The 23,220-nt window shown below is 69.0% G+C and carries 23 protein-coding genes and 1 pseudogene; 12 read left to right on the top strand and 12 right to left on the bottom strand.

The genetic code is table 11. From position 1 onward, the window contains the following. Positions 1 to 63: 63 nt before the first annotated feature. From trpA to trpC, 3 genes are read right to left on the bottom strand one after another with little or no spacing between them, the layout of a single operon-like run. Positions 64 to 933, bottom strand: coding sequence for a tryptophan synthase subunit alpha (gene trpA, locus B4589_RS08620; protein WP_079233889.1), 870 nt, complete (start codon positions 931 to 933; stop codon positions 64 to 66). Continuing rightward, a complete protein-coding gene (gene trpB, locus B4589_RS08615) occupies positions 934 to 2,211 on the bottom strand; it encodes a tryptophan synthase subunit beta (RefSeq protein ID WP_079233888.1) in 1,278 nt (425 codons plus the stop codon). Beyond that, a complete protein-coding gene (gene trpC, locus B4589_RS08610) occupies positions 2,208 to 2,966 on the bottom strand; it encodes an indole-3-glycerol phosphate synthase (protein WP_079233887.1) in 759 nt (252 codons plus the stop codon). The genes trpB and trpC overlap by 4 nt, the downstream gene beginning before the upstream one ends. Before the next feature lie 104 nt (positions 2,967 to 3,070). On the opposite strand from trpC, the gene B4589_RS08605 reads away from it, so the two are divergent. Further along, positions 3,071 to 3,523, top strand: a complete 453-nt coding sequence (locus B4589_RS08605) for an MGMT family protein (RefSeq protein ID WP_079233886.1) — start codon at positions 3,071 to 3,073, stop codon at positions 3,521 to 3,523. 117 nt (positions 3,524 to 3,640) lie between these two features. On the opposite strand, the gene B4589_RS08600 is transcribed toward B4589_RS08605, so the two are convergent. Continuing rightward, positions 3,641 to 3,973: a hypothetical protein gene (locus B4589_RS08600; protein ID WP_079233885.1), complete on the bottom strand. Its 333-nt coding sequence runs from the start codon at positions 3,971 to 3,973 to the stop codon at positions 3,641 to 3,643. A 104-nt stretch (positions 3,974 to 4,077) separates the two neighbouring features. Here B4589_RS08600 and B4589_RS08595 point away from each other — a divergent pair, with 104 nt between their 5' ends. Further along, positions 4,078 to 6,048 carry a DNA mismatch repair protein MutS gene (locus B4589_RS08595; RefSeq protein WP_079233884.1) on the top strand — a complete coding sequence of 657 codons (1,971 nt, stop codon included), beginning with the start codon at positions 4,078 to 4,080 and terminating at the stop codon, positions 6,046 to 6,048. A 113-nt stretch (positions 6,049 to 6,161) separates the two neighbouring features. Here B4589_RS08595 and B4589_RS08590 read toward each other — a convergent pair whose 3' ends face one another. Then, positions 6,162 to 6,674 carry a metallophosphoesterase gene (locus tag B4589_RS08590; RefSeq protein WP_079233883.1) on the bottom strand — a complete coding sequence of 171 codons (513 nt, stop codon included), beginning with the start codon at positions 6,672 to 6,674 and terminating at the stop codon, positions 6,162 to 6,164. Between the two features lie 85 nt (positions 6,675 to 6,759). Here B4589_RS08590 and B4589_RS08585 point away from each other — a divergent pair, with 85 nt between their 5' ends. The 4 genes and pseudogenes from B4589_RS08585 (at position 6,760) to B4589_RS18505 (ending at position 9,003) form a co-directional block, all read left to right on the top strand. Then, positions 6,760 to 7,707, top strand: coding sequence for a cation diffusion facilitator family transporter (locus B4589_RS08585; RefSeq protein ID WP_079233882.1), 948 nt, complete (start codon positions 6,760 to 6,762; stop codon positions 7,705 to 7,707). A gap of 44 nt (positions 7,708 to 7,751) precedes the next feature. Then, the gene (locus tag B4589_RS08580) at positions 7,752 to 8,339 is read left to right on the top strand and encodes a hypothetical protein (protein ID WP_079233881.1); all 588 of its coding nucleotides are present in this window, start codon (positions 7,752 to 7,754) and stop codon (positions 8,337 to 8,339) included. 39 nt (positions 8,340 to 8,378) lie between these two features. Further along, positions 8,379 to 8,750: pseudogene (locus tag B4589_RS08575) on the top strand (MFS transporter); the annotation flags it as partial. 58 nt (positions 8,751 to 8,808) lie between these two features. Beyond that, positions 8,809 to 9,003: a hypothetical protein gene (locus B4589_RS18505; RefSeq protein WP_394353857.1), complete on the top strand. Its 195-nt coding sequence runs from the start codon at positions 8,809 to 8,811 to the stop codon at positions 9,001 to 9,003. Here the strand turns inward: B4589_RS18505 and B4589_RS08570 are convergent. Next, positions 9,000 to 9,632, bottom strand: a complete 633-nt coding sequence (locus B4589_RS08570) for an HAD family hydrolase (RefSeq protein ID WP_158081157.1) — start codon at positions 9,630 to 9,632, stop codon at positions 9,000 to 9,002. The genes B4589_RS18505 and B4589_RS08570 overlap by 4 nt on opposite strands. Before the next feature lie 542 nt (positions 9,633 to 10,174). Continuing rightward, a complete protein-coding gene (locus B4589_RS08565; RefSeq protein ID WP_079233879.1) occupies positions 10,175 to 10,918 on the bottom strand; it encodes a DNA polymerase sliding clamp in 744 nt (247 codons plus the stop codon). Positions 10,919 to 11,051: 133 nt separating this feature from the next. On the opposite strand from B4589_RS08565, the gene B4589_RS08560 reads away from it, so the two are divergent. Next, entirely contained in the window at positions 11,052 to 12,122 is a 1,071-nt protein-coding gene (locus tag B4589_RS08560; protein WP_079233878.1) for an aminopeptidase, read from the top strand. 502 nt (positions 12,123 to 12,624) lie between these two features. On the opposite strand, the gene lrp is transcribed toward B4589_RS08560, so the two are convergent. Then, the gene (lrp, locus tag B4589_RS08555) at positions 12,625 to 13,089 is read right to left on the bottom strand and encodes an HTH-type transcriptional regulator Lrp (RefSeq protein ID WP_079233877.1); all 465 of its coding nucleotides are present in this window, start codon (positions 13,087 to 13,089) and stop codon (positions 12,625 to 12,627) included. Positions 13,090 to 13,214: 125 nt separating this feature from the next. Here lrp and glnA point away from each other — a divergent pair, with 125 nt between their 5' ends. Together glnA and B4589_RS08545 are read left to right on the top strand one after the other, a co-directional pair. Then, positions 13,215 to 14,570, top strand: a complete 1,356-nt coding sequence (glnA, locus tag B4589_RS08550) for a type I glutamate--ammonia ligase (protein ID WP_079233876.1) — start codon at positions 13,215 to 13,217, stop codon at positions 14,568 to 14,570. 428 nt (positions 14,571 to 14,998) lie between these two features. After that, complete coding sequence (locus B4589_RS08545) at positions 14,999 to 15,469, top strand: GNAT family N-acetyltransferase (RefSeq protein ID WP_079233875.1); 471 nt, start codon at positions 14,999 to 15,001, stop codon at positions 15,467 to 15,469. Here B4589_RS08545 and B4589_RS08540 read toward each other — a convergent pair. After that, entirely contained in the window at positions 15,466 to 16,356 is an 891-nt protein-coding gene (locus tag B4589_RS08540; RefSeq protein WP_176330515.1) for a phosphatase PAP2 family protein, read from the bottom strand. The two genes, B4589_RS08545 and B4589_RS08540, sit on opposite strands and share 4 nt — an antisense overlap. After that, positions 16,357 to 17,616: a YihY/virulence factor BrkB family protein gene (locus B4589_RS08535; RefSeq protein WP_158081156.1), complete on the bottom strand. Its 1,260-nt coding sequence runs from the start codon at positions 17,614 to 17,616 to the stop codon at positions 16,357 to 16,359. It lies immediately after the preceding gene. A 102-nt stretch (positions 17,617 to 17,718) separates the two neighbouring features. Here B4589_RS08535 and B4589_RS08530 point away from each other — a divergent pair, with 102 nt between their 5' ends. Continuing rightward, on the top strand, positions 17,719 to 18,885 hold the full coding sequence (locus B4589_RS08530; protein ID WP_079233872.1) for a lycopene cyclase domain-containing protein: 1,167 nt from the start codon (positions 17,719 to 17,721) through the stop codon (positions 18,883 to 18,885). A gap of 7 nt (positions 18,886 to 18,892) precedes the next feature. Here B4589_RS08530 and B4589_RS08525 read toward each other — a convergent pair whose 3' ends face one another. After that, a complete protein-coding gene (locus B4589_RS08525) occupies positions 18,893 to 20,092 on the bottom strand; it encodes a tRNA (guanine(26)-N(2))-dimethyltransferase (protein ID WP_079233871.1) in 1,200 nt (399 codons plus the stop codon). Positions 20,093 to 20,480: 388 nt separating this feature from the next. Here B4589_RS08525 and B4589_RS08520 point away from each other — a divergent pair, with 388 nt between their 5' ends. Further along, complete coding sequence (locus B4589_RS08520; RefSeq protein WP_079233870.1) at positions 20,481 to 20,915, top strand: gamma-glutamylcyclotransferase; 435 nt, start codon at positions 20,481 to 20,483, stop codon at positions 20,913 to 20,915. Positions 20,916 to 21,087: 172 nt separating this feature from the next. Next, on the top strand, positions 21,088 to 22,299 hold the full coding sequence (ilvA, locus tag B4589_RS08515; RefSeq protein ID WP_079233869.1) for a threonine ammonia-lyase: 1,212 nt from the start codon (positions 21,088 to 21,090) through the stop codon (positions 22,297 to 22,299). Here ilvA and B4589_RS08510 read toward each other — a convergent pair. After that, positions 22,296 to 23,168 carry a hypothetical protein gene (locus B4589_RS08510; protein ID WP_079233868.1) on the bottom strand — a complete coding sequence of 291 codons (873 nt, stop codon included), beginning with the start codon at positions 23,166 to 23,168 and terminating at the stop codon, positions 22,296 to 22,298. The two genes, ilvA and B4589_RS08510, sit on opposite strands and share 4 nt — an antisense overlap. Positions 23,169 to 23,220: the final 52 nt, after the last annotated feature.

Genomic DNA, 23,220 nt, shown 5'->3' with positions numbered 1-23,220 from the left:
GCGTGTGTGTTGGTGTGGTAGACTGTGGCAACCGGGGGCTTGAGAGTTGCGCTCCGTCGCGCCCTATCGACCTTCCGCTTCCGGCGATTCACGAGCCCCCCGGAGCGCCCCCGCCTTCAGTTCGCGGGCTTTCTCCCGCAGGTCGGCGGCCACGTCGGCGGTCGGGCGGTCGTTCTCCACTCCGTCCGCCACGATATCCACGAGCGCGGAGCCGACGATGATGCCGTCCGCACCGGCGGCGACGACGCGGGCGGCGTGATCGCCCGAGGAGATGCCGAAGCCGACCGCCTTGGGCACGTCCCAGTCGGCGATCCGGGCGAGGCTCTCGGCAGTCTGATCGGACACGTCCGCCTGCGCGCCCGTGACGCCCAGTCGGGCCTGCACGTACACATAGCCCGAGACGCGCTCGCGGATCGTTTCCAGGCGGTCGTCAGTGGTCGTCGGCGCGACGATGAACACGAGATCGAGGTCGAACTCGTCGCACGCTTCACGGAGGTCGTCGGCCTCCTCGGCTGGCAGATCCGGGATCACGAACCCGTCGATACCCACCTCCGCGGCGCGTTTCACGAACGGTCGCGGGCCGGGTGCGGTGTGGTCGCCCTCCCCCGCCGCGGTGCCGGAGTCGGCGCCGTAGCGGAAGAGGAGGTTGTAGTAGGTCATGCAGACCAGCGGCACGTCCACGTCGAGGCCGTCGACGAACTCGAAGTACGCCTCGGGAGTGATCCCGCCCGAGAGCGACCGGACGACCGCTTTCTGGATCGTCGGCCCCTCCGCGATCGGTTCGGAGAAGGGGAGGCCGAGCTCGACGCAGTCGGCGCCGCCCTCCACGAGCGCCTCGACGTACTGCTTCGAGGAAGGGAGGTCGGGGTCGCCGACCGCGAGGTAGGGGATGAACGCGGGTTCGTCGGCGAACGCGGTTTCGAGGTCGCTCATCTACAGTCCCCCCGTGAACTCGCTCATGTCCGGCGCGTTCGGAACCTCGCGCTTGTCGGTCTCCTCGATGACGGTCTCGAGGTCCTTGTCGCCGCGGCCGGAGAGGTTCACGACGATTCGGTCGCCGAGTTCGTCGGCAGCGTTCGTCTCGGCGTTGGGGCCCAAGAGTTCCTCCAGATACGCGAGCGCGTGGGAGCTCTCCAGCGCGGGGATGATCCCCTCCTCCTGGGAGAGGCGGTGGAACGCTTCGAGCGCGGCGTTGTCGCCGACGTTGACCGCGGTGACGCGCCCCTCGTCGACGAGGTGGGCGAGTTCCGGGCCGACGCCGGCGTAGTCCAGGCCGGCGGAGACGGAGTGTGACTCGACGATCTGGCCCCACTCGTCCTGCAGCACCTTCGTGCGGGCGCCGTGGAGCACGCCCTGCCCGCCCGTCGAGAGCGAGGCGGAGTTGGGGGCGACCCCCTCCGCCTCGTCGACTTCGAGCGAGGAGCCGCCCGCCTCGACGGCGAGCAGCGAGACCTCCTCGTCCTCCGTGAACCGGGCGAACGCGCCCATCGTGTTCGACCCGCCGCCGGCGCAGGCGACGACAGAGTCGGGGAGCGCGTCGAACTGCTCTCTCGACTGCTTCCTCGCTTCCTCGCTGATCACCGACTGGAACTCCCGGACCATCTCCGGGAACGGCGCGGGGCCGACGACGCTGCCGACGACGTAGTGGGTGTCGTCGACGTTGGTCGCCCAGTCGCGCATCGTCTCGCTGATCGCCTCCTTCAGCGTCCCACGGCCCGCGGTGACGGGGTTCACCTCGGCGCCGTTGATCTTCATCCGGAACACGTTGGGACGCTGGCGCCCGATGTCGGTCTCGCCCATGTAGATCTCACAGGGCATGTCGAGGTGGGCCGCCGCCATCGCGGTCGCGGTGCCGTGCTGGCCCGCGCCGGTCTCGGCGACGATGCGCTCCTTCCCCATGTACTTCGCCAGCAGCACCTGGCCGAGCGCGTTGTTGAGCTTGTGGGCGCCGCCGTGGACGAGGTCCTCGCGCTTGAGATACACCTCCCGGCCGTAGCGCTCCGAGAGGTGTTCGGCGTGCTGCAGCGGCGTCGGCCGCCCGCCGAACTGCCGGAGGCGCTCGCGGAACTCGTCCATAAACCCGTCCTCGTTCTCCAGCACGTAGCGCTCGTAGGCGTCCCGCAGCTCCTCGATCGCGGGCATCAGCGCCTCGGGCACGTACTGGCCGCCGTACTCCCCGAACTTCCCGTCAGCAGTTGAATCAGAACTCATGCGTTGACGAACTCGCTCGTGTTCTCCCGTGGGTCGCCGTCCATGATAGCGGTGCCGATCAGCAGGCCGTCCGCGCCCGCCTCGCGCATCCGCCGCGCCTCGGCGGGCGTCGCGATCCCCGACTCCGCGAGCAGCGTCGCGTCCTCGGGCACCGCGGGGGTGACCTCCTCGAACGTCCGGAGATCGACCTCCAGTGCGGCCAGATCGCGGTTGTTGACGCCGATGATCTCCGCGCCCGCCGCGACTGCCCGCTCGACCTCCGCCTCGCTGTGGACTTCGACGAGCACCTGCATCCCGCGCTCGCGGGCCGCCTCGATCATCGGCGCGAGGTCGTCCCCCAGGAAGCGCGCGATCAGCAGCACCACGTCCGCGGCGACCGCGTTCAACTGCGCCTCCTCGAGCAGGAAATCCTTGCGCAGCACGGGCACGTCGACGGCCTCGCGGACGCGCTCGTAGTTCTCGACGGAGCCGCCGAAGTGCTCCGGTTCGGTGAGCACCGAGAGCGCCGCAGCGCCGCCAGCAACCATCGCCTCTGCCAACTCGACGGGGTCGGCGTCGCTCTCACCCTCGGTGGTCGGGCTGGTCGGCTTCACTTCCGCGACCACCGGAACCCGCCCCTCGGCCTCGGCGGCCGCGAACGCCGCCGGGAGCGATCGGGCGTCGTCGACGGTCACGCGCTCGCCCCCGCCCTCGCGCTCCCGGGCGGCGTCGAGGATCGAACGCACCGCGGGCGCCATCTCGTCGGTGCTGGTCATACTTGTACACTAATGTACGGAACTGTTCAAAAGACTTGCGACCCTGGCCGCCCGACAGCGCGCCGCCGCGGGGTTGAAGGTCGCGAGCGCCCTCTCCCCGACCGATGGAAGACGCCGGCATCTACGCGCGGGAGTCGGACGTGCTCGGGCGACCGCTCCAGATCGCGGTCGCCAGCAGCCAGGTGATCGACGTGTCGTTCCCCGACGAGATCCCGCCGGACGCGGAACCGGATCACCCGATCCTCGACCGGGTGTTCGACTACCTCGACGGGCAGGAGGACGCGTTCGAGGATCTGGAGGTGGCGATCACGGTACCGACCGACCAGCGTGGCGTGCTGAAGGCGGTCTGCCAGATCCCCTACGGCGAGGTCGGCAACACGCGGCAGGTCGCTCACATGGCGAACCTCGATCCGGACGACGAGGACGACGCCCAGACCGTCAGAGCGGCGCTCCGAGCGAACCCCGTGCCGATCTTCGTCCCCGACCACCGCGTCGAGGACGCGCCCGGCGCGACGCCGGGCGACGTGGCGGCGACGCTCCGGCGGATCGAGGAGTAGCGAGGGTTCAAGTAGGAGAACGGGACCAGCCCCGGCGTGACCTGAACACCGACGCTGGTGGGGAGGCGAGAGTGTGGCAGCCCACCAGCGAGCGATCGTGCCGCCAGTTCGTCCACCTCAGGCCAGCCGGACCGCGAAGTAGGCGACGGCGATCAGGAACAGCGCCTGCCCCGCCGTCGCGACGGCGTCGATGCCGAGATTCACACCCCCGCCGTACACGGCGGCGGCGCCGAGAAACAGCGCGGTGTTACCGACGGCGTTGATCCGCGGCCCGGAGTGGACCGCCAGCGAGCGGTAGCCCGCGACGACCGCGACCGCGAGGAACGCCAGCGCCAGCAGTTCCTCGACCGTTCCGACCCCGTACTGCACGCGGTACCCCCCGAAGACGACGAGCGCGACGCCGACGAACCCGGTGAGCACGGTGCCGGCCTGCACGAGTCGCTTCCCCATATTCGACCGAAGGAACGACGGGAGATCACTTAACAACGACGGGATCCGCGACCCGCCGCCCCGAACCACACGCTTTTGACGGATCGCGCGGAACCCCGGGCCGAATGGAGTTCACGGCCATCCCGGGGGTGGGTGAGAAGACGGCCGCCTCGCTGGCCGAACTCGACGACGCCGAGGGGGCGCTCCGGCGCGGCGACGTGGCCGCGCTCGCGCGCTCGCCGGCGATCTCGGAGGGACGGGCCGCGGCGATCGCCCGCGGTGCCATCCGCCGGGAGCACGGCGACGACGGCGACTTCCTCGCCACCGATCGGGCGCGGGAGATATACGACGACGCGCTCGGCCTGCTGCAGGAGCGTGCGGTCACCACCTACGGCGAGAAGCGCCTGGAGACGTTCTTCCCCAGCACCGAACAGTCCCGGATCGAGGAGGTCCGCGCGTTCGCGACGCGGGCGATGGAGCGTGACTCCGACCCGGAACTGCTCGACGCGCTCGCCGGCGTCGAACCGCTCGAACCCGCCGACGGGATCCGGGTCCGGGAGCGGTGTGTCGCGACGACCGACGCCGAGCGCTACGCCGAGGCGAAGGAGGCGCTGCCCGAACTTCCGGTCGAAGTCATCGAAGAACGGCGTGAACTCGGCGAACTCGGCCGCTCGTACTCCACGGTGTACGTGCTCGACGCGGCGTTCGCGGGTATCGACGTGGAGGGCGACGTGCGCGTCGTCCCGGACGCGCTGGAACACCCGGAAGAGTTCGTTCCCGAGCGGACGCTGACGTTCTTCGCCGACAACCGCGAGCGCCTGCTGGCCGCCGCCGCGGTCCACGAGACCGCGGGGACCGAGGCGGACTGCGACCTCGACTCGCTGCGCGCGGCGCTGTCCCGCGTCGACGAGGACGGCGGCATCGTCGGCGACGAGGAGCTCGAACGGCTCTCGGTCGCGGTCGACGACCTCGACGCCGCCGTAAGCACCGCGGAGTCCGTCGGCAACGACCACCTCCGCGAGGCGATCGGCGAGCGCGACGTGACCATCGAGGGCACCGACTTCCTCTCGCTGGTCGAGCAGGGCGCCCGGGTCGACTCGCTGCTCTCCCGCGAGCTGGCCGACGACTACGACCAGGCGGTCGAGCTGGCCCGCGAGCACGTCGTCGACAGCCTCGACCTCGACGCCGGCGAGGCGGAGTTCGTCGATCGGATCTTCGGCGGCGAGCCCTCGTTCCCGCTCGAACACAACGAGGAGGCGGTCTCCCGGCTCCGCACCGAACTTACTGCCGACCGCGACCGCCGGGCGAACAAGCTCGAAACCGAACTCGCGGCTGAACTCCGCGAACTCCGGGAGCCCGCGGAGTCGATGGTCGACGCGGCGCTGGAGCTCGACGTGGAGCTCGCGGTGTCGCGGTTCGCCCGCGACTTCGACTGCACGATGCCCACCCTCGCCGGCGAGGGGTTCGAGATCGAGGAGGGGCGCTCGCCGCTGCTCGACGTGCCGTTCGAGGACGTCGACCCCGTCGACTACGGCGTTGGTGGCGTGACGCTGCTCTCCGGCGTCAACTCGGGCGGGAAAACCTCCACCCTCGACCTCGTCGGCCTGATCGTCGTCCTCGCGCACATGGGGATGCCCGTTCCCGCCGAGGACGCTCGCGTGGGTCAGGTGTCGGAACTGCATTACTACGCCAAGTCACAGGGCACGCTCGACGCCGGCGCGTTCGAGAGCACGCTCCGGGAGTTCGGCGACCTCGTGGAGGGCGCTTCGGGCCGGCTCGTGCTCGTCGACGAACTGGAGTCGATCACCGAGCCCGGTGCCTCCGCGAAGATCATCGCCGGGATCCTGGAGGAGCTTCACGACCAGGGAGCCAGCGCCGTGTTCGTCTCCCACCTTGCCGACGGCATCCGTGAGGCCGCGAGCTTCGAGGTGGCGGTCGACGGTATCGAGGCGGTCGGGCTGGTCGACGGCGAACTCCGTGTCGACCGCTCGCCGAAGAAGAACCACCTCGCGCGCTCGACGCCGGAGCTCATCGTCGAGAAGCTCGCGGGCGACGCCGAGAACGGGTTCTACCGGGACCTGCTCGAGAAGTTCTGAGCGGCGGGGAGAGAACGGTAAAACGGCTCTTTGTGCTTACCTAACCCCTTTGAAGTATCCGCCCCAAGCATCGGGTGTCCCTGCTTCGGCCCTCCAAAACGCCTCGCAGGGCGCTACTCGTTCTCGATTTCGAACCGCTCGAACGCCTCCCCGTCGACGGTCGTGAGCCGGCCAGCCAGGCCGTCGCCCGTCGGTTCGAGCACGGCGAACGACTGCCGCGCACCCCGCGGGTCGGCGTGGCTCCCGGGGTTGAGCAGCGTCACGTCCCCCTCCTCGTCGACGACGGGGCGGTGCGTGTGTCCCGAGACGACCAGGTCGGCGCCGCGTTCGCGCCCGAACATCGCCAGCCCGGTCGTCCCGCCGCGCTGGCGGTGGGTGGCGGCGATGCGGACGCCCGCGTAGCTGAGCGTCGTCGCCTCGGGGAGGCGATCGCTCACGGCGTCGCTGTCCCGGTTGCCGTACACCGCCCGGAGGTCGGCCGCCGTGTCGTGGAACGCGTCGAGTACGGGCTCGGTCGTGAAGTCGCCGGCGTGGAGCACCAGGTCGGCGTCGTCGACCGCGTCGGCCGCAGCTCCGACGAGTCCAGTTCCATCGGTCCGGTGGGTGTCGGAGAGCACGACGAGCATGTGGCGTGCTCGGCGCTCCGCCGGGAAAAGCGGTGTGGGCCCGCCGTGCGACACCGATAAGGCGCTGTCTCGTGTCGCCCCGAGCATGGCTAGCAGCACTGGGGTCGTGATAGCGGCGTTGATCGCCAACGGCTCTATCGCGATCATGAAGTTCGTCGGCTTCCTGCTCACGGGGAGCCCGTCGATGCTCTCCGAGACGTACCACTCTATCTCCGACACCGGGAACCAGGTGTTCCTCCTCATCGGCATCCGCTACTCGAAACGCGACACCAGCCGCGAACACCCGTTCGGCTACGGGAAGGCCCAGTTCTTCTACGCCTTCCTGGTGTCCGTGCTCCTGTTCGGGATCGCGGGCTGGGAGAGCCTCAACCACGGGATCCACGCGATCCAGACGGCGGGACACACGGAGGCGGGGAAGTTCACCGTCCCCGTCGTCGGCGCCGAGGTGGAGACGTTCTGGCTCAACGTCGTCGTGCTCTCGTTGGCGATCGTGTTCGAGCTGTGGGCGCTCGGGAAGGCCAACGCCGAGCTCCGGAGCCAGATGGATCAGTTCGGCTGGGGCAGCCTCCGCGAGGCGTTCGACAAGACCAGCGACGTGACCACGCTGACGGCGTTCACCGAGGACGCCATCGCGCTGGCGGGCGCGGCGATCGCACTGGTCGGCGTCGCGCTCACGCGCTACACGGGCAACGGCATCTACGACGCCGTCTCCGCGGCGATCATCGGCGTCCTGCTGATGGGGTTCGCCATCGCGCTGGCGTGGGAGAACAAGCGCCTCCTGCTGGGCGAGAGCCTCCCGTCGGACGTGGAGCGCGAGCTCCAGAACGTCGTCAGCAGCCACCCGGCGGTCGTCCACGTCGACTCCTTCCGGAGCGTCTTCTTCGGCCCGCAGAACGCGATGGTCGCCGTGGAGATCAGCGTCGACGCCGACCTCGCGGCTGAGGAAATCGACGACGCGATCCACGAGATCGAAACGAAACTCGGGGAGGCCGACAGCCGCGTGTCGACCATCTACATCGAGCCTACGCAGTGAGCGCCGACCGGGGAGTCTAAGGTGGGCGACCGGCAAGGACGGCTGTGCCGCGGTTCGACTACCCCTGTCCCGACTGCCACGCCGCCAGCAGCCTCCACGACGCCGGCTGTCGGTTCGAGGGGGTCGAGTGGCAGACCGTCGAGCGCGCCTACGTCGACGTGCTCGCGCCGCTGTCGGCGGGCGCTCGCGAGGAGGACGCCCTGCGGGAGCTGGCGCCCGAGTGGGACGCGCTCCACCAGGCCGCGCTCTCACACCTCCGCCGGAGCGGTCGGATCCAGCCCGACACCAACAATCGCCTCGAACTGCTGACCGCCGAGGAGTACCGCGAGCAGGTGTCCGAGCCGACGACGGACCCGATGCGGACCATCTACCGGCGGGGCTCCTACCCCGGCTGCCACGACAACGCGATCTTCGCGATGATCGCGTGGTACGAGATGGTCGGGCTGACCTGGCCCGAGACCCGCGAGAAGGTGCTGGAGTGGCTGGAGGAGTCCGGGACGTGGGCCCGCGGTGGGTTCGAGGAGTCCAGCCCGCAGGAGCTGGTCGACAGCAAGCGCCACGTGTACGAGGCAGGCTACGGCTGGAAGGAGAAGGCGCAGGCAGCGAAGCGTGTCATCGAACGCCACGCCTAGCGCCCACAGGCTTAGGGTCCCCCATGTTCCCTACCCCGTATGGCCGTTCCGCGGGGAGCCACCGCCGAGGTCCGCAGTCCGAAGCGAGCGATCGCTGTCGTCGTGGGCATCGTCTTCGTCGACCTGCTGGGGTTCGGCGTCGTCATCCCGATCCTCCCGTACTACGTGCGGAGCTTCGCGGTCAGCGACGCGGTGATCGGCCTGCTCGCGGCCTCCTACTCGCTCATGCAGTTCCTCGCGGCGCCGACGCTGGGGCGGCTCTCCGACGAGCGCGGGCGCCGGCCCGTGATCCTGCTCTCGCTCGCCGGGAGCGCGGTGGCGTGGACCGTCTTCGGCGTGGCGGGCGAGATCGGTGCGCTCGCGGGCACCGTCGCCGGGATCGGGACGCTGTTCGCCTCGCGGATGCTCGCCGGCGCGATGGGCGGCAACATCGCCGCCGCGAACGCCTACGTCGCGGACGTGACCCCCGATGGTGTCGACGGGCGCCAGCGCGGAGCGGCAGGGCAGCGCCTTCGGCGTCACGCAGGGCGCCGGGAGCCTGGGGCGGACGGTCGGCCCGCCGCTGATGGGCGTGCTGTACGTCGCGACGTACTGGTCGCCCTTTGTCGTCGGCGCGCTGGTGGTGCTGCCGGTGTTGGGGCTGCTGGCCCGGCGGCTGCGCTAGATCGACCGGGCGAGCGTGTCCAGTCCGTCGACAGTGACGACTCCGGCATCGGCGTCGGTGTCGACGTGGACCGCCAGGAATCCCGCCGCCCGCGCGGGCAGCGCGTCGTGCTCCAGCGAGTCGCCGACGTAGGCGTACTCGTCGGCGGGGAGGCGGTCTTTCGCGGCCGCGAAGATCGCGGGGTCGGGCTTGTGTGCCTCGACCGCGTAGCTCGGCAGGTAGGCGTCGAAGCGGTCGAACAGCCCGACTGATGCCAGTTTCCGGCGCTGGACTTCGGTCACACCGTTCGTGAGCAGGCCCAGCGCGGTGTTGGGGCCGTCGAACGCGTCCAGCGCCGCGTGAGCGCCGTCGGCGGGCGTCGCGGCGGCGACTTCGGCGTCGACGTAGGCGTCCCGGAGGGTGTCCGGGTCGGCGTCCAGATCGCCGGCCTCGACGGCGGCGGCCATTCCGGCGCGGTAGGGGTCGGGGTGGAACGACTCGAACGCCTCGAAGAACCGTTCGCCGTAGGCAGCCTGCAGGTCGGGCGTTGGGTCGATGTTCGCGGCGTCGCAGGCAGTCGCGAACAGGTCGTCGTACGAGCAGTCGAGCGTGAGGAGGGTTCCGTCGCAGTCGACGTAGACGGCGCGCATGCTCGGAGGTTGGGTGCGTGGGTGATATATCGGGGTGGGTGGTTCGGGTGATTGGCGTTCGTAGAAGTGGACTGTTCCGGGGATGGTGATTCGGTCGACTACTGCAACCGCAACAGCGTCTCGAAGCATGACCACTTGTACCGCGACCGCACAGCGATGGTCTTCCCCGCATCCTCCCCACGGGTTCTCGTGAGGGAACCGAACGAGAGCGGGCGAGAGCCCACGGCTCTCGCCATCGCTCGCCGACCGGTGGCGAGCCCTCGCGTCCACCGGTACAGCAACTGCGGTTGCGGTCGGCGCGGAGCGTTCGCGTCGACGGACGCGAACCGAGCGCGAGGGATGAGGGAGCGAAGCGACCGAATCGGCTGGGGAGGTGTGAGGCTGTGCGGGGCGGTGCGGTTACAAGAGGTCATGCTTCGAGATGCTGTTGCGGTTGTCACACACCGAAACCCGTTCGAAAATCGCACCGCGAGATAGAACTCGAAACGAACCCACCCCTCACGACCACACAGACGAAAACCGATCCGCAGAAAACCGACCGCTTACTCGCTCTGGATACGCGGCGCCAGCATGAACGTCACGGTCCCGAGCCCTTCGGAGAACTCGTAGTGGAGCTTCACCGGGAACTCCTCGCCCAGCTCCACCCGCACCTCGGCGTCGGCGTCGATCGCCTTGTTCATGTCCTTCAGGTAGTCGAGGCTGAACAGCGAGTCCGCGGGCCCGGCGGTGAGGTCGATCAGGTCCTCCGACTCGAGCTGAAGATCCACGTCGTCGGTGTCGCCCTCGGCCTCGATGTGGAACGTCTCGTCGCTCTCGTCGACGCGCAGGCGGATGTGGTCGGAGACCATGTCCGCGGCGGTGATCCCGCGGTCGAGCTGGGCGCCCTCCAGCACGATCTCGGCGGGCAGGTCGAGATCCGGGATGTCCGGCTCCTGGCGGATCGAGTCGGGGTCGATCAGCGCCAGCGTGTAGGAGAGCCCCTCGATCTCGATGTGGAGCTTCCGGGTCTCCTCGTCGAGTTCGAGGTGGATCAGGTCGTCGGCGTTGGCCATCCCGGCGACCTCCTCGAGCCGCGTGAGGTTGACGCCGATGACGCCGCCGTCGGCCTCGTAGGACTCGAACGCCGCCGCCTCCAAGGTCAGATCGACCATCCCCACGTTGGCCGGGTCCACCGCGCGGATCGACAGCTCCTCCTCGTTCAGCCGGATCTTGCACTCGTCGACCAGCACGCTCACGGCGTCGAGGGAGTCCCGGAGCGTCGACGCGCTCACGATGGCCTTGAACATGCTCGTGGGTTCCGCCCCACACTCAAAAAGCCTCCCGATTCTTAGCCCCCCGAGGTGGGGGGCGGCGCTTTTACAGCGCTCGCCCTCGCCTGACTCCGCAAGGGGTATGGCTTGGAGCCGAGACCGACCACGTATGGACCCACGAGTCCGCGAGCACGCGGAGACGATCGTCGACCACTCCACCGACATCGAGTCCGGCGACGACGTGATCGTCTACCTCCCCGGCGACGCCGAGGATCTCGCCGTCGCCCTCCACGAACTGCTCGGCCAGCGCGGCGCCAACCCACTCCTCCTCACCTACTCCGAGCGCGCCGACCGCGCGTTCCTGCGTAACAGCGACGAGTTCGACACCCCCGATCACGAGCTCGCGATGTACGAGAACGCCGACGCGACGATCATCGCCCGCAGCGGCCCGAACCCCAGCGAGAAGGCCGATGTCGACCCCGAAACCACGGCGGCGTACAACCGCGCCCACGACCCGATCAAGAAGGCCCGCCTCGACACGACCTGGTGTCTCACGCAGTACCCCAGCGCCGGCTACGCACAGCTGGCGGGGATGAGCACCGAAGCGTACGAGGAGTTCGTCTATGACGCCGTCAGTCTCGACTGGGACGCCCAACGGGAGTTCCAGCAGAACCTCGTCGAGATCCTCGACGACGCCAGCGAGGTCCGCATCCGCGCGGGCGAGGAGACCGACGTCACCATGAGTATCGAGGGGAACACCGCCGCGAACGACTACGGCGAGGCGAACCTCCCCGGCGGCGAGGTGTTCACCGCGCCCCAGAAGTACAGCGTCGAGGGCGAAGTGTACTTCGACATGCCGCTGTACCGCCAGGGCCGCGAGGTCGAGGGCGTCCGACTCACCTTCGAGGACGGGAAAGTGACCGAGTTCTCCGCCGAGCGCAACGAGGACGTGCTGCAGGGCGTGTTCGACACCGACGAGGAAGCGCGCTACCTCGGCGAACTCGGGATCGGGATGAACGACGCCATCGACCAGTTCACCTACAACATGCTGTTCGACGAGAAGATGGGCGAGACGGTCCACATGGCCGTCGGGAGCGCCTACCCGATGTGTGTCGGCGAGGGGAACGAACTCAACGACAGCGCCGAACACGTCGACATGATCGTCGACATGAGCGAGGATTCGGTCATCGAGGTCGACGGTGAGGTCGTGCAGGAGGACGGGGAGTTCAGGTTCGAGTAGTAGGGCAATCGGCGTACGTATTCTTTGTTCGAGGTTTCGACGACACGGGACCGACGGTGCTCACTGCGGACAGCGACCGCGACAGCATCTCGGAGCATGACCACTTGTGACCGCAGGGCGCCGGGCACGAGGCCCGGCGCGGTACCGATTCCGCACCCCTCCCCCCGCGCTCGCCACGTTGGCGAGCGCGAGGCGTCCACCGCCACCGCACCGCCGCGGCTGTCGGCGCGAAGCGCGAGTCCCTCCGTGGACGAGCCAGAGCGGGATCGAAGATCCCGCAGGCCGTACGGGCGACCCGTGCGTCGCCCGTACGACAGCGCGAGGGGTGAGCGACTGTAGGGAGCGAACCGGCTGGGGAGGTGTGAGGGCTGTGCTGAGCGTTGCGGTACAAGTGGCCAAGCTCACTCCGCGGTTCTGTCTGCTGTCGAAACTCCCGATCGGAATCAGACCAGTACGTATATCGGTCAAAATGCGGAATAAACGACTCCGACAGCCCGGTTCCTTACTCGTCCTCGTCGATCCCCAGTTCGAACTGCTGGTTCTCAACTACCGCGTTCAGCACGACCGAGGTGTTCGACTCCCGCACCTCGTCGTCGGTGAGGATCCGCTTGATCCGGTCGTTCATCTCGTCCGTATCTTCGAACTTCCCGACGGCGACGACGTCGTGGTCGCCCGTCACCTCGTACACCGACACCATCCCACGGAGGTCCGCGAGCCGGTCGGTGATCTCGGGCAGCGCCGTCCCCTCCACCTTGAGCTGGAGGATCGCCGTCACGTCGTACCCCAGCTCGTGGTAGTTTACGTCGGGGCTATACCCCTCGATCACGCCCTCGTCCTCCAGATCCTGCAGGTGGTTCGACACCGTCGTCACCGACACGTCCAGCTCCTCGCCCAGGCTCCGCAGGCTCGCGCGACCGTTACCCAGCAGTGAGTTGATCAGGCGCGCATCGAGGTTTTCGTACGTCATGGTACTCCACTCCGGCCGCACCCGGGAAGAACTTTACGAACATCCAATTATCGTGAAACGGTCTCGGCAGACTAGGGTTAGTAGGGGAATATTCTTGTAGTATCGGTCTCTGTTGCCGATAGAGCATGACGGACGACCCGACACCAGACGGCGGCCTTACCGACGAGGAACAGGACGTGCTCGAACGCATCGACCGCGAAGGGATCGACTTCCTCCGACTCCAGTTCACGGACATCCTGGGGACGGTGAAAAACGTCGCCGTGCCGGCCGATCAGGCCGAGAAGGCGTTCACCGAGGGGATCTACTTCGACGGCTCCTCGATCGAGGGGTTCGTCCGCATCCAGGAGTCGGACATGCGCCTCAAGCCCGACGCGAGCACGTTCTCGGTGCTGCCGTGGCGCGACACCTCCGCGCGGCTCATCTGTGACGTGATCGATACGTCGACGGGCGAGCCGTTCGAGGGCGACCCGCGTGCGGTGCTGAAGAGCGCCCTCGAGCGCGCCGAGGGGATGGGGTACGAGGTCAACGCCGCGCCCGAGCCCGAGTTCTTCCTGTTCGAGGAGGACGAGGACGGCGGCGCGACTACGGACACCAACGACGCCGGCGGCTACTTCGACGTGGCGCCGAAGGATCTCGCCAGCGACGTGCGCCGGGACATCATCTACGGGCTGGAGGAGATGGGGTTCGACATCGAGGCGTCCCACCACGAGGTCGCCGAGGGCCAGCACGAGATCAACTTCGAGTACGAAGACGCGCTCTCGACGGCCGACAACGTCGCGACGTTCCGCACGGTCGTCCGGGCGATCGCCGCCCAGCACGACCTCCACGCGACGTTCATGCCCAAACCGATCGCGAAGGTGAACGGTTCGGGGATGCACACCCACATCTCGCTGTTCGACGACGGCGAGAACGTGTTCCACGACGAGGACGACGAGTTCGACCTCAGCGAGGAGGCCAAGCAGTTCACCGCGGGGATCCTCGACCACGCGCCGGCGCTCGCAGCCGTGACCAACCCCACCGTGAACAGCTACAAGCGCCTCGTCCCCGGCTACGAGGCGCCCGTCTACGTGGCGTGGTCCGACCGCAACCGCTCGGCGCTGATCCGCAAGCCGGCCGCACGTGTGCCCGCCGCCTCCCGCATCGAGGCGCGCTTCCCCGACCCGTCGTGTAACCCCTACCTCGCCTTCGCGGTGCTGATCCACGCCGGCCTCGACGGGATCGAGAAGGGGATGGACTGTCCGGATCCGATCCGCGAGAACATCTACGAGTTCGACGAGCAGAAGCGCGAGGAGTACGGCATCGACACGCTGCCGAGCAACCTCGGCGAGGCCGTCGACGCGCTGGAGGCGGACGACACCGTCTACGAGGCGCTCGGCCCCCACGTCGGGCCGAAGTTCGTCGAAGCCAAGCGTGCGGAGTTCGAGGAGTACCTCGTCGACGTCTCCGAGTGGGAGCTGGACCGCTACCTCGAGAAGTTCTAAACTTCAACCTCTTTTACCGGGGTCCTCCCTCGCTTCGCTCGGTCGAACTCTGGTAAAACCCGTTGATGTGGCCGAACTCCGTCCGGCTGCCTGCGGAGCTTCGCTCCGCAATGTCGTCAGAACGCGAAGCGTTCTGACTGCTAACCAGAATCGCGGTGCGATTCTGGTGATGTCGCGAGGAGCGAAGCTCCTCGCTGCTAACCGGAAATCGGAGATTTCCGGTGATGCTGCCAGAATCGAAGATTCTGGCTGCTAATCAGGATCGCTCCGCGATCCTGATGATGCCAAAACCCGCCTCCGCGGGGTTTCACCCCGCTCCGGCGGTGAACCGCTCGCTCCCACAGGTCGCTCGCGGATGCTACACCGCAACATCCCCCTCTCAGTGCGCGCCGCTGGATTCACGGCCCTGCCCCACCTATCCTTGATTAATGTCCGACGTAACGCTCCGCGAGGCGACCAACGACGACGTCGAGGCGCTGGCGGACGCCTACCGCGACGCCTACGCGGAGAACCGCGAACTCGGCTTCCCCGCGAAAGCCGGCTCGGCGACCGCCGCCGACGTCGCGGAGTGGGTCCGTGCGGACCGCGTGTTCGTCGCCGAGCACGACGGCCAGGTGATCGGCGGCGTCCGGCTCGAAGCCGCCGACGACGCGACCGCGACGCTCAGCCGCCTCGGCGTCCGCGAGCGCTGGAAAGGTGAGGGGGTCGGGAGTCGCCTCCTCGAACACGCCGAGGGCGCCGCCCGCGAGGCGGGCTACACGACCGTACAGCTCACTACGCCCGGCGAGCACCCGTTCCTCCCCGAGTTCTACCACGCCCACGGGTACGAGATCACGGGCGACTACCCGCTCTCCCACCGTGAGTACGACGAGGTCGTGATGGAGAAGTCGCTCGACTAGGCACGCTGGTGGACTACCCACGGCAGCGCGACCACTCCGGCGACGACCAGCGCCGACCCGAGGACTGTCACCGGGATCGGGAGTTCGCCGACGTAGATCCCCCCCCATGCCCCGCCCAGGACCGCGACGCCGGGGAGCGCGACACGAGCGGGCAGCGGCGGGTACTCGCCGCCGACACGACGCCACGTGACTGCTGCGCCGGCGCCGGCGCCGAGGGCGATAGCGGCTTTCAGCGCCTCGTCGGGGCTGTTCGGCGCGAACACGAACGCCGCGACGAGCGCCGCCGCCCCGAGGACGCCGGCCGCGAGGAACGTCCGTTCGGGGTTGTCGCCGGCGAGTCCCCAGACGGCGACGAGCACCGTCGTGCCGGCGACGATCCCGGCGAGCACGTCCGGGAGGTGGTGGACGCCGAGGACGAGGCGGGAGAGCGTGACGATGCCGACGATGCCGGCGGCGGCGAGGACCCGTCGCCGCCGGCTCCAGAGGCGGTCGAGCGAGAGCGCCAGTCCCCCGTAAACGACGCTGCTCGAAGTGGCGTGCCCGCTGGGGAAGCCGAACCCGTCGCCGGTCGCGATGCTCGCGTAGACGGTGTCGAACAGCGTGGGGAGCCACGCCGGTGGCGTCGCCGTCCCCGCGCCGGCGGGGCGGTGGACGCCGAAAGCGGTCTTGAGCGCGACCGTGGCTGCGAGCGCACAGGTCGCCAGCGCGATCAGCGTCGCGCCGGTCCGTCGCGGGTCGGAGGCGAGCCGCTCGTCGCCGAGCAGGTAGAGCAGGGCGAGGCCGCCGAACACGAACCACGCGTCGGCTAACTGCGTCAGGAGTGCGAACAGGAGGACGACCGACTCCGGGAGGCCGGCCAGCGCCTCCGTGACGCCCCAGCCGTGCATCTATCGGAGCCGCTCGGCGATCCCGCCCGCGGTTCTCGCGGCGCCGATGACGCCGCCGAACAGCACGAACAGCACGTAGATGCCGAGCGAGGAGGTGAAGGCGACGAGCATCGCCGCGACCGCGGCCCAGCCGCGGAGCCAGTAGAACGCGCCGAGGCTCATCGCGGTGCCGTACAGCAGGATCAGGTACGGCCCCCAGCCCGTCGCTTTCCCCTGCCGCATCCGGGAGCGGACGTACGCTTTGAGGTCCTTCTCCAGCTGGGGCCGGTCGACGGTCCGCTGCTCCACGTCGTCCTCGAAGCCGTCGAGCTCGGCCCGGAGCTCGTCGACCTCCTCCGCGAGTTCGGCGACGTCGGGCGCGCCGCGCGGTTCGCGCTCAGCCATGTACTCCGAGGCTGGCTCCCGACTCCCTTGGAACTGCCGGTCGCTACTCGTTCCCGCTGCCGTCTCCGTCTCCCCGTCATCCTCCACCCCCGGAACCCGGTGGTCCGCGAGCACGACGTTCACGACGGCGCCGAGGATCACCACCGCGCCGGCGAGGTAGAGCCACGTCACCAGCAGGATCACCCCGCCGACGACGCCGTAGGCGGAGGTGCTCGCGACGCTGGCGTACAGCTGGAACACCGCCTGCATCGCGGTCCAGCCCACTGCGGCGACGACGGCGCCGGGCAGCACCTCCCGGACGGTGACGGCCGTGTCGGGAAACCGGTAGAACATCGGGAGGAACGCGGCGGTCAGCAGGATCGGCAGCGTGAGCACCCCCAGCGCCTCGACGGCGATGCCGAGATCCAACGCCGCGAACGCGCCGGCCAGCACGAACATCAGGAGCATCGAGAGCCCGATCGCCACCACCACCACGAGCGAGTCGATCAGCTGGTCGAGCATCGAGTTCTCGCTCTCGGTGCCGTACACGTCGGCGAAGGCGGTGTCGAGCGCCCGGAACACTTTGAGCGTCCCCCAGAGGAGGAACGCGAGCCCCAGCACGGTCGCGCTCCCTCGCCCCTCGCTGGCGGTCAGCGCGGTGGTGAGCACCTCCTGCCCGCTGGGGGTGAGGAACTGGCTGGTCGACTCGAGCACCAGCGTCGCGAGCTGCTCGCCGCCGAACGTGGTGGCGACGATCAGCGCCAGCACCGCCGCGGGGATCAGCGAGACGAACGCGTAGTACGCCACCGCCGCCGCGAGGAACGTGAGCTCCTGTTCCTTGGCGACGACGGCGACCCGTTTGGTCGTCTCGAACGCATTACGCAGGCGCGATTGCACTACGACGTTGTACACGAGCGCGCTACAAGAACCCCGGGGGAGCGACAGCTTCGGCTCCCAACCCGTCGCGCCACTTATGGATGTTCCTACCCAACAACCCACATGGCCATCGCTCGGCACGGGAGCGGTCCCGCCGCCCTCCTCGGCGCGTACGCCTCGCAGGTCCACCCGGTGTTCATGCTCCCGCCGGTGGCGACGGCGCTGTTCGGCGCGGCACTCGCGGGCGCGTTCGACCCACGAGTCGCGCTGATCGCTGCCGGGGCCGCCTTCTTCGCCGTCTACACCGCCCACGTGAAGGACGGCTACGTCGATTTCCACCGCCGCGGCGAGGACGACGACCACCCGCTGACCGTGCTGGGCTGTCGGCTCGGCCTCGCGGCGTCGACCGTCGGTTTCATCGCGTGTCTCGCCGCGTTGGCGGTCGTCGCCGACCCCGTGACCGTCGCGCTCGCGGCGCCGATGTGGGCGATCGGCTACCTCCACGCGCCGCAGTTCGACACCAACCCCGTGACGACGACGCTTGGCTACCCCGTCGGGATCGGACTCTGTCTGCTCACGGGCTATGCGGCCCAGACGGGCGGGCTCGACGCTCGCCCGCTCGCGCTCGCGGCGGTGCTCGTGACCGTTCTCGCGGGCGTGAAGATCGTCGACGACGCGCAGGATTACGAGTACGACCGCTCGATCGAGAAGCGGACCGTGGCGGTCGTGCTCGGCCCCGCCCGCTCGCGCTCGCTCGCGGTCGCGCTGCTCGCGGTGGGGCTGTTCGCAGTGGTTCCGCTCACGATCACGGGGCTGCTCCCGCCGAGCGCGCCCGCGGCGAGCCTGGCCTTCGGCGCCGTCGCCGCGATCGCGGTCCGCCGTGACCCCACGACGGCGACGATGCTGCTCGTCAGGGGCGCGTACCTGTTCCTCGCGGTGCTGCTCGTCGCGGTCTTTTTCGAACCGCTGGCGGGCGTTCCGCTGCCGGACATCACCGCGTTTGGGCCGTACACCTACCTCGCGACGGAGGTCGTCTTCGGCGCGCTGGCGCTGGCGTTGCTGGTCCGGGCCGGGGAGGGAGCGCTCTACCGGGCTGCTCGAACGATCCCGGCGCTGTACCCCATCGCGTACGTCTGGGACTGGTACACGCTCGAAGTCGGCGTGTTCGCCATCCCGATGCGGACGGGGATCGAACTACTGGGGATTCCGCTGGAGGAGCACGTCTTCATGCTCGTGGTGCCCGCGGTCGTGCTGGGGATCCACGAGACGGTCAATCCGCGGGGGGAGTGACCGCGCGTTACTCCGTCGAGGGCTCCGCCGCTTCCCGGATCTCCACAACGTTCGCGTCGGTTTTGAAGCAGGTCCCGCCGTAGTGGGCCGGACTCGCCTCGTAGCCGGCGTCCCGGAGATCGTTGAGGAACGTCTCCAGCTTGTTCGCCGGCGCGCCCCACTGCTTGCAGAGGCGGTGCTGGTCGTAGTGCGTCGGCGTGTCGAGTTCCGCGCCGAGCGTGTCGAGTAGGCGGCTGACGCGCTGCCACTCGTCCATGTTCGGCGCCACCTCCTCGGCGACGTCGTCGACGAACTCGCTGTCGACGATGGGACCGAGCCAGATCGGTCCCGCGGCCGAGCAGCGCGCGGAGCCGCAGTTCGGGCAGTCCTCGGGCGGGTGGGCGATCCGGCCGAACTCGTGTTCGCGGTAGAGGCAGTCCTCGCAGTGGTAGACGAAGCCGAGCCACTGGAGTGCTTTGTCCGCGGCGGTGGCCTTGTGCGTGAGGTCGAGGTACGTCCGGGCGTAGTGCCGGGTCGCGTGGGAGCAGATCGGCTCCACGGCGACGTCCCGGCGGGCGGCGACGCGGGCGAGCGCGCCGATCAGGACCCGCAGACCCATCTCGCGGTGGAAGTCGGTGTTTCTGGGTACCGTGTCGTACTTCCGGACCCCGGAGTCGAAGTGGGCGCCACACAGCGGCGCGGTGTCGGTCGCGGTCACGCAGAGCAGCTTCCGCGTGCCGGCGACGGCGGCGTCGGCAAAGGGCATCGGCGTCCCGAACGGGTCGAGGTCGACGACGTCGAAGCGCTCGGAGTGCATGAGCACGTTGGCGTCGGCCTCGACGGCCTCGCCGGGGAGATCGTTCAGCGCGAGGTTCTCGCGAGCGAGGTCGACCGCGTCGGGGTCCACGTCGGCGGCGGTCACGTCGTACCCCGCCTCGGCCGCGCGGGCCGCGCGGACGCCGGTGGCGGTCATCGCGTCGAGGTAGGAGAGCGTCCGGTCGTCGTCTGTGGATCCGTCGACGTTCGCCGCGCCCGCGTCGCCCCCGTCGCGGCTGGCGTTTGCCGCGCCGGCATCGGTTCGATCCGCGTAGGCTCGGAGGACGGCGACGGTGAGGTCGCGGTTCAGCTCCATCTCGGGGTTGAAGAACACGGCGTCGCCGGCGCCCTCGGCGCTGGCGTCCCGCGGGTCGGGCGCCTCGATGTCGACGTCGCCCTCGCTGACGCGCATGGGGTTGGGTGGTCGGGGTACGGGGAAATCGGTTCTGATGTGGATTCTCTGCGGGTGATTCTGGTGGTTCTCCCGTACTCGAAGGTGGCTACAACACCGTGAAAGCCCCTGGCCGCTCGGGTCGCGCGACTCGCTGCGCTCCTCGCTCTGTTCGCTACGCTCACTCCGCTGCGGTACTTGCGTCGTCGTGCTTTCCCGAGCGCCCAGCCCCTTTCAGTCCCGCCCGCACAGCCCACAGACCTCCCCAGCCGACTCGTTCGCTCCTTTCAGTCGCTCACTCGTCCCTCGCGCTGGCTCGCCGACGGAGCGGCGAGCGTTTCGCGCCGATTCCGGTTCCAGAACCGCGATTCAGCCACTCCTTCTTAACCGAGCGCGCCGAACGTCCGGTATGGACGTGTTCGTCTACGGCACCCTGACCGAGCCGGAGCAGGTCGCGTCGGTCGTCGACTCCTACGCCTTCCTCGGCTCGGCGGTGCTGTCCGGGCTCCACCCCGTGCAGGGCGAGTACCCCACGCTCGCCCCCGGCGGCGAGACCGGCGGGCGACTGCTCCGGACCGACGACGTTGCCGCCATCGACGCCTACGAGGGCGTCGACGCCGGGCTCTACGTTCGCGTCCCCGTCCCCGTCGAGCAGGCCGACTCGGGGGACACCGAGGAGGCGGCCGGACTCGACGACACGGCAGCGGTGTACGTCGGCGACCCCGACCGGCTCGGCGTCGGTGACGAGGTGACGTGGCCCGACGCAGACGCGGAGTCGGATGCGTTCGCCGACCGAGTTCGCGCGTACGTCCGCCGGCACGACGTTCACGTTACTCCTCAGTAACACGTTTCGCGACCGGCCGTCGCAGGGTGTCGGTTTTCACTTTCACCGCGGTCGGGGTAGGCTTATCCCCGAGGATGTCCTAGGGGTGAGTGCACGCAGGTGACGCGTGCGTTTCCCCCTTTCCCCTTCCGCATCGAAACGACTTAGCGCCAGCCGTGGCACCGTTGTGGGTATGCTCTCGCTCGCCGAAATCGAGGCGGCACGCGGCCGCGTCGACGAGGTCGCGCGGACGACGCCGCTCGAGTACTCTCACAGTTTCTCGCGGATGACCGACGCTGACGTCCGACTCAAACTGGAGAACTTCCAGCGCACCGGCTCGTTCAAGATCCGCGGTGCGACCAACCGGATCGCGACGCTGTCGGCGGCCGAGAAGGAGGCGGGCGTGATCACCGCCAGCGCGGGCAACCACGCACAGGGGGTCGCGCTCGCGGCGACCCGTGCGGGCGTCGACGCCAAGATCGTCATGCCCGAGCACGCCCCCATCGCGAAAGTCGATGCGACCGAGGCGTACGGCGGCGAGGTGATCCTCCACGGCGCCGACTACAACGACGCCCAGGACCGCGCCCACGAGATCGAGAAGCGCGAGAACCGCACGTACGTCCACGCGTTCGACGACGAGTACGTGATGGCCGGCCAGGGGACGATCGGCCTCGAGATCGCCGAGCAGTGTCCCGAGGTCGACACCGTGGTCGTCCCGATCGGCGGCGGCGGACTGATCTCGGGGATCGCGACGGCGCTGAAGGCGACGCTGGACGACGTGCGCGTGATCGGCGTGCAGGCGGAGGGCGCCTCCAGCGTCGCACAGTCGCTGGAGAAAGGCTCCCGCCAGCAGCTCGACGCGGTCGACACGATCGCCGACGGGATCGCCACCCGTTCGGTCGGCGAGAAACCCTGGGAGATCATCCAGGAACGCGTCGACGAGGTGGTGACCGTCTCCGACAACGAGATCGCGCTCGCGCTGACGTACCTGCTCGAACGCTCGAAGACGCTGGTCGAGGGCGCCGGCGCGGTTGCGCTGGCGGCGGTGCTGAGCGGCGCGTTCGAGTACGAGGAGGACGAGACGATCGTTCCCGCGCTCTGTGGCGGCAACATCGACCTCAACGACCTCACGACCGTGGTGATCCGGGGGCTGGTCCAGATGGGGCGGTACGTGAAGATCCGGACCGAACTCAAGGACAACCCCGGATCGCTGGAGCGACTGGTCGAGATCATCGCCGACCACAACGCGAACATCTACGGGATCCAGCACGACCGCACCTCCCGCGACGTGGCGATGAACGCCGCCGACGTGGTGCTGGATCTGGAGACCCACGGCCACGACCACGTCGACGAACTGCTCGCCGCGCTCGAGTCCCGCGGCTACGAAGTCGAGATGCTGGTCTAGGCGCGCTCGATCTCGTACTCGACGGTGAGGAACGTCCGCCCGAACAGCCACATCTCGTGGGTGGCACGGAGCGTGGGTCCGCCCTCCTCGCTGTCGACCGGCCAGACCTCGAACCGCTGCCCGCCCGGCACCGCGAACGCCCCTGCGGGGGTCCGGAGGAACAGCCCTGGATCGCCGGGCGGGACCGTGGTGAGTCGAACGCCGGTGCCCTCTTCGTCCCCTAACTCCAGGTTCTCCGGTCGCAGTACGGTGTCGACGCCGCCACCCGGGATCGGCACGGAGATGTTCGCGAACCCGTCGCCGTCGCGGTGGTGGGTGGCGTACAGCGCGACGAACACCGCCTCGCCGCTCGCGGGATCGGTGCGGACCCACGCCCGCACGTCCTCCCGGGCCGGCTCGGCTGGGTCGTCGTCGGTTTCGACGGCGCCGGGCTCATTTATGTCGAGAAACCGGCTCTCCAGCCGGTGCCACGAGTCGTCGCCCGGGCCGGGGAGGTTCAGCTGTTCGATCCGGCTCGTGAGCCGGCTCGCGACGGCGGCGCCGGTTCGGAACGGGCGGTGCCAGTTCGCCCGGTAGCGCATCTCGTACTCGGCGGTGTGCTCGTAGAAGCGCCGGACCTCGGGGTGGAGTCGGTTCGGGTCGAACGTCTCCCCCGCGAAGTGGGTCACGTCGGCGACTTCGCCGGCGGGCTCCTCGCCCGTCGGCAGCCCCTCGCGTTCGACGAACGCCGGGCCGACGTACCAGTCGCCGCTGACCGGCGAGAGCGGCACCTCGCGGGCACGCTCCCGTGCGCGCCGGAGTGCGAGCGCGAGGAGGGCGAACACGGCGATTGCGAGGGTTTGGAGGGCGCGACGGGCCGATCGGTTCACGACCGTCGTTGGCGCGCCATCGTACTTGAAGCGTCGCCTCGGGACGGGTAGT

This window comes from Halolamina sp. CBA1230, from assembly GCF_002025255.2.
Classification (GTDB): Archaea; Halobacteriota; Halobacteria; order Halobacteriales; family Haloferacaceae; genus Halolamina.
This window is presented reverse-complemented; position numbering and strand designations above follow the sequence as displayed.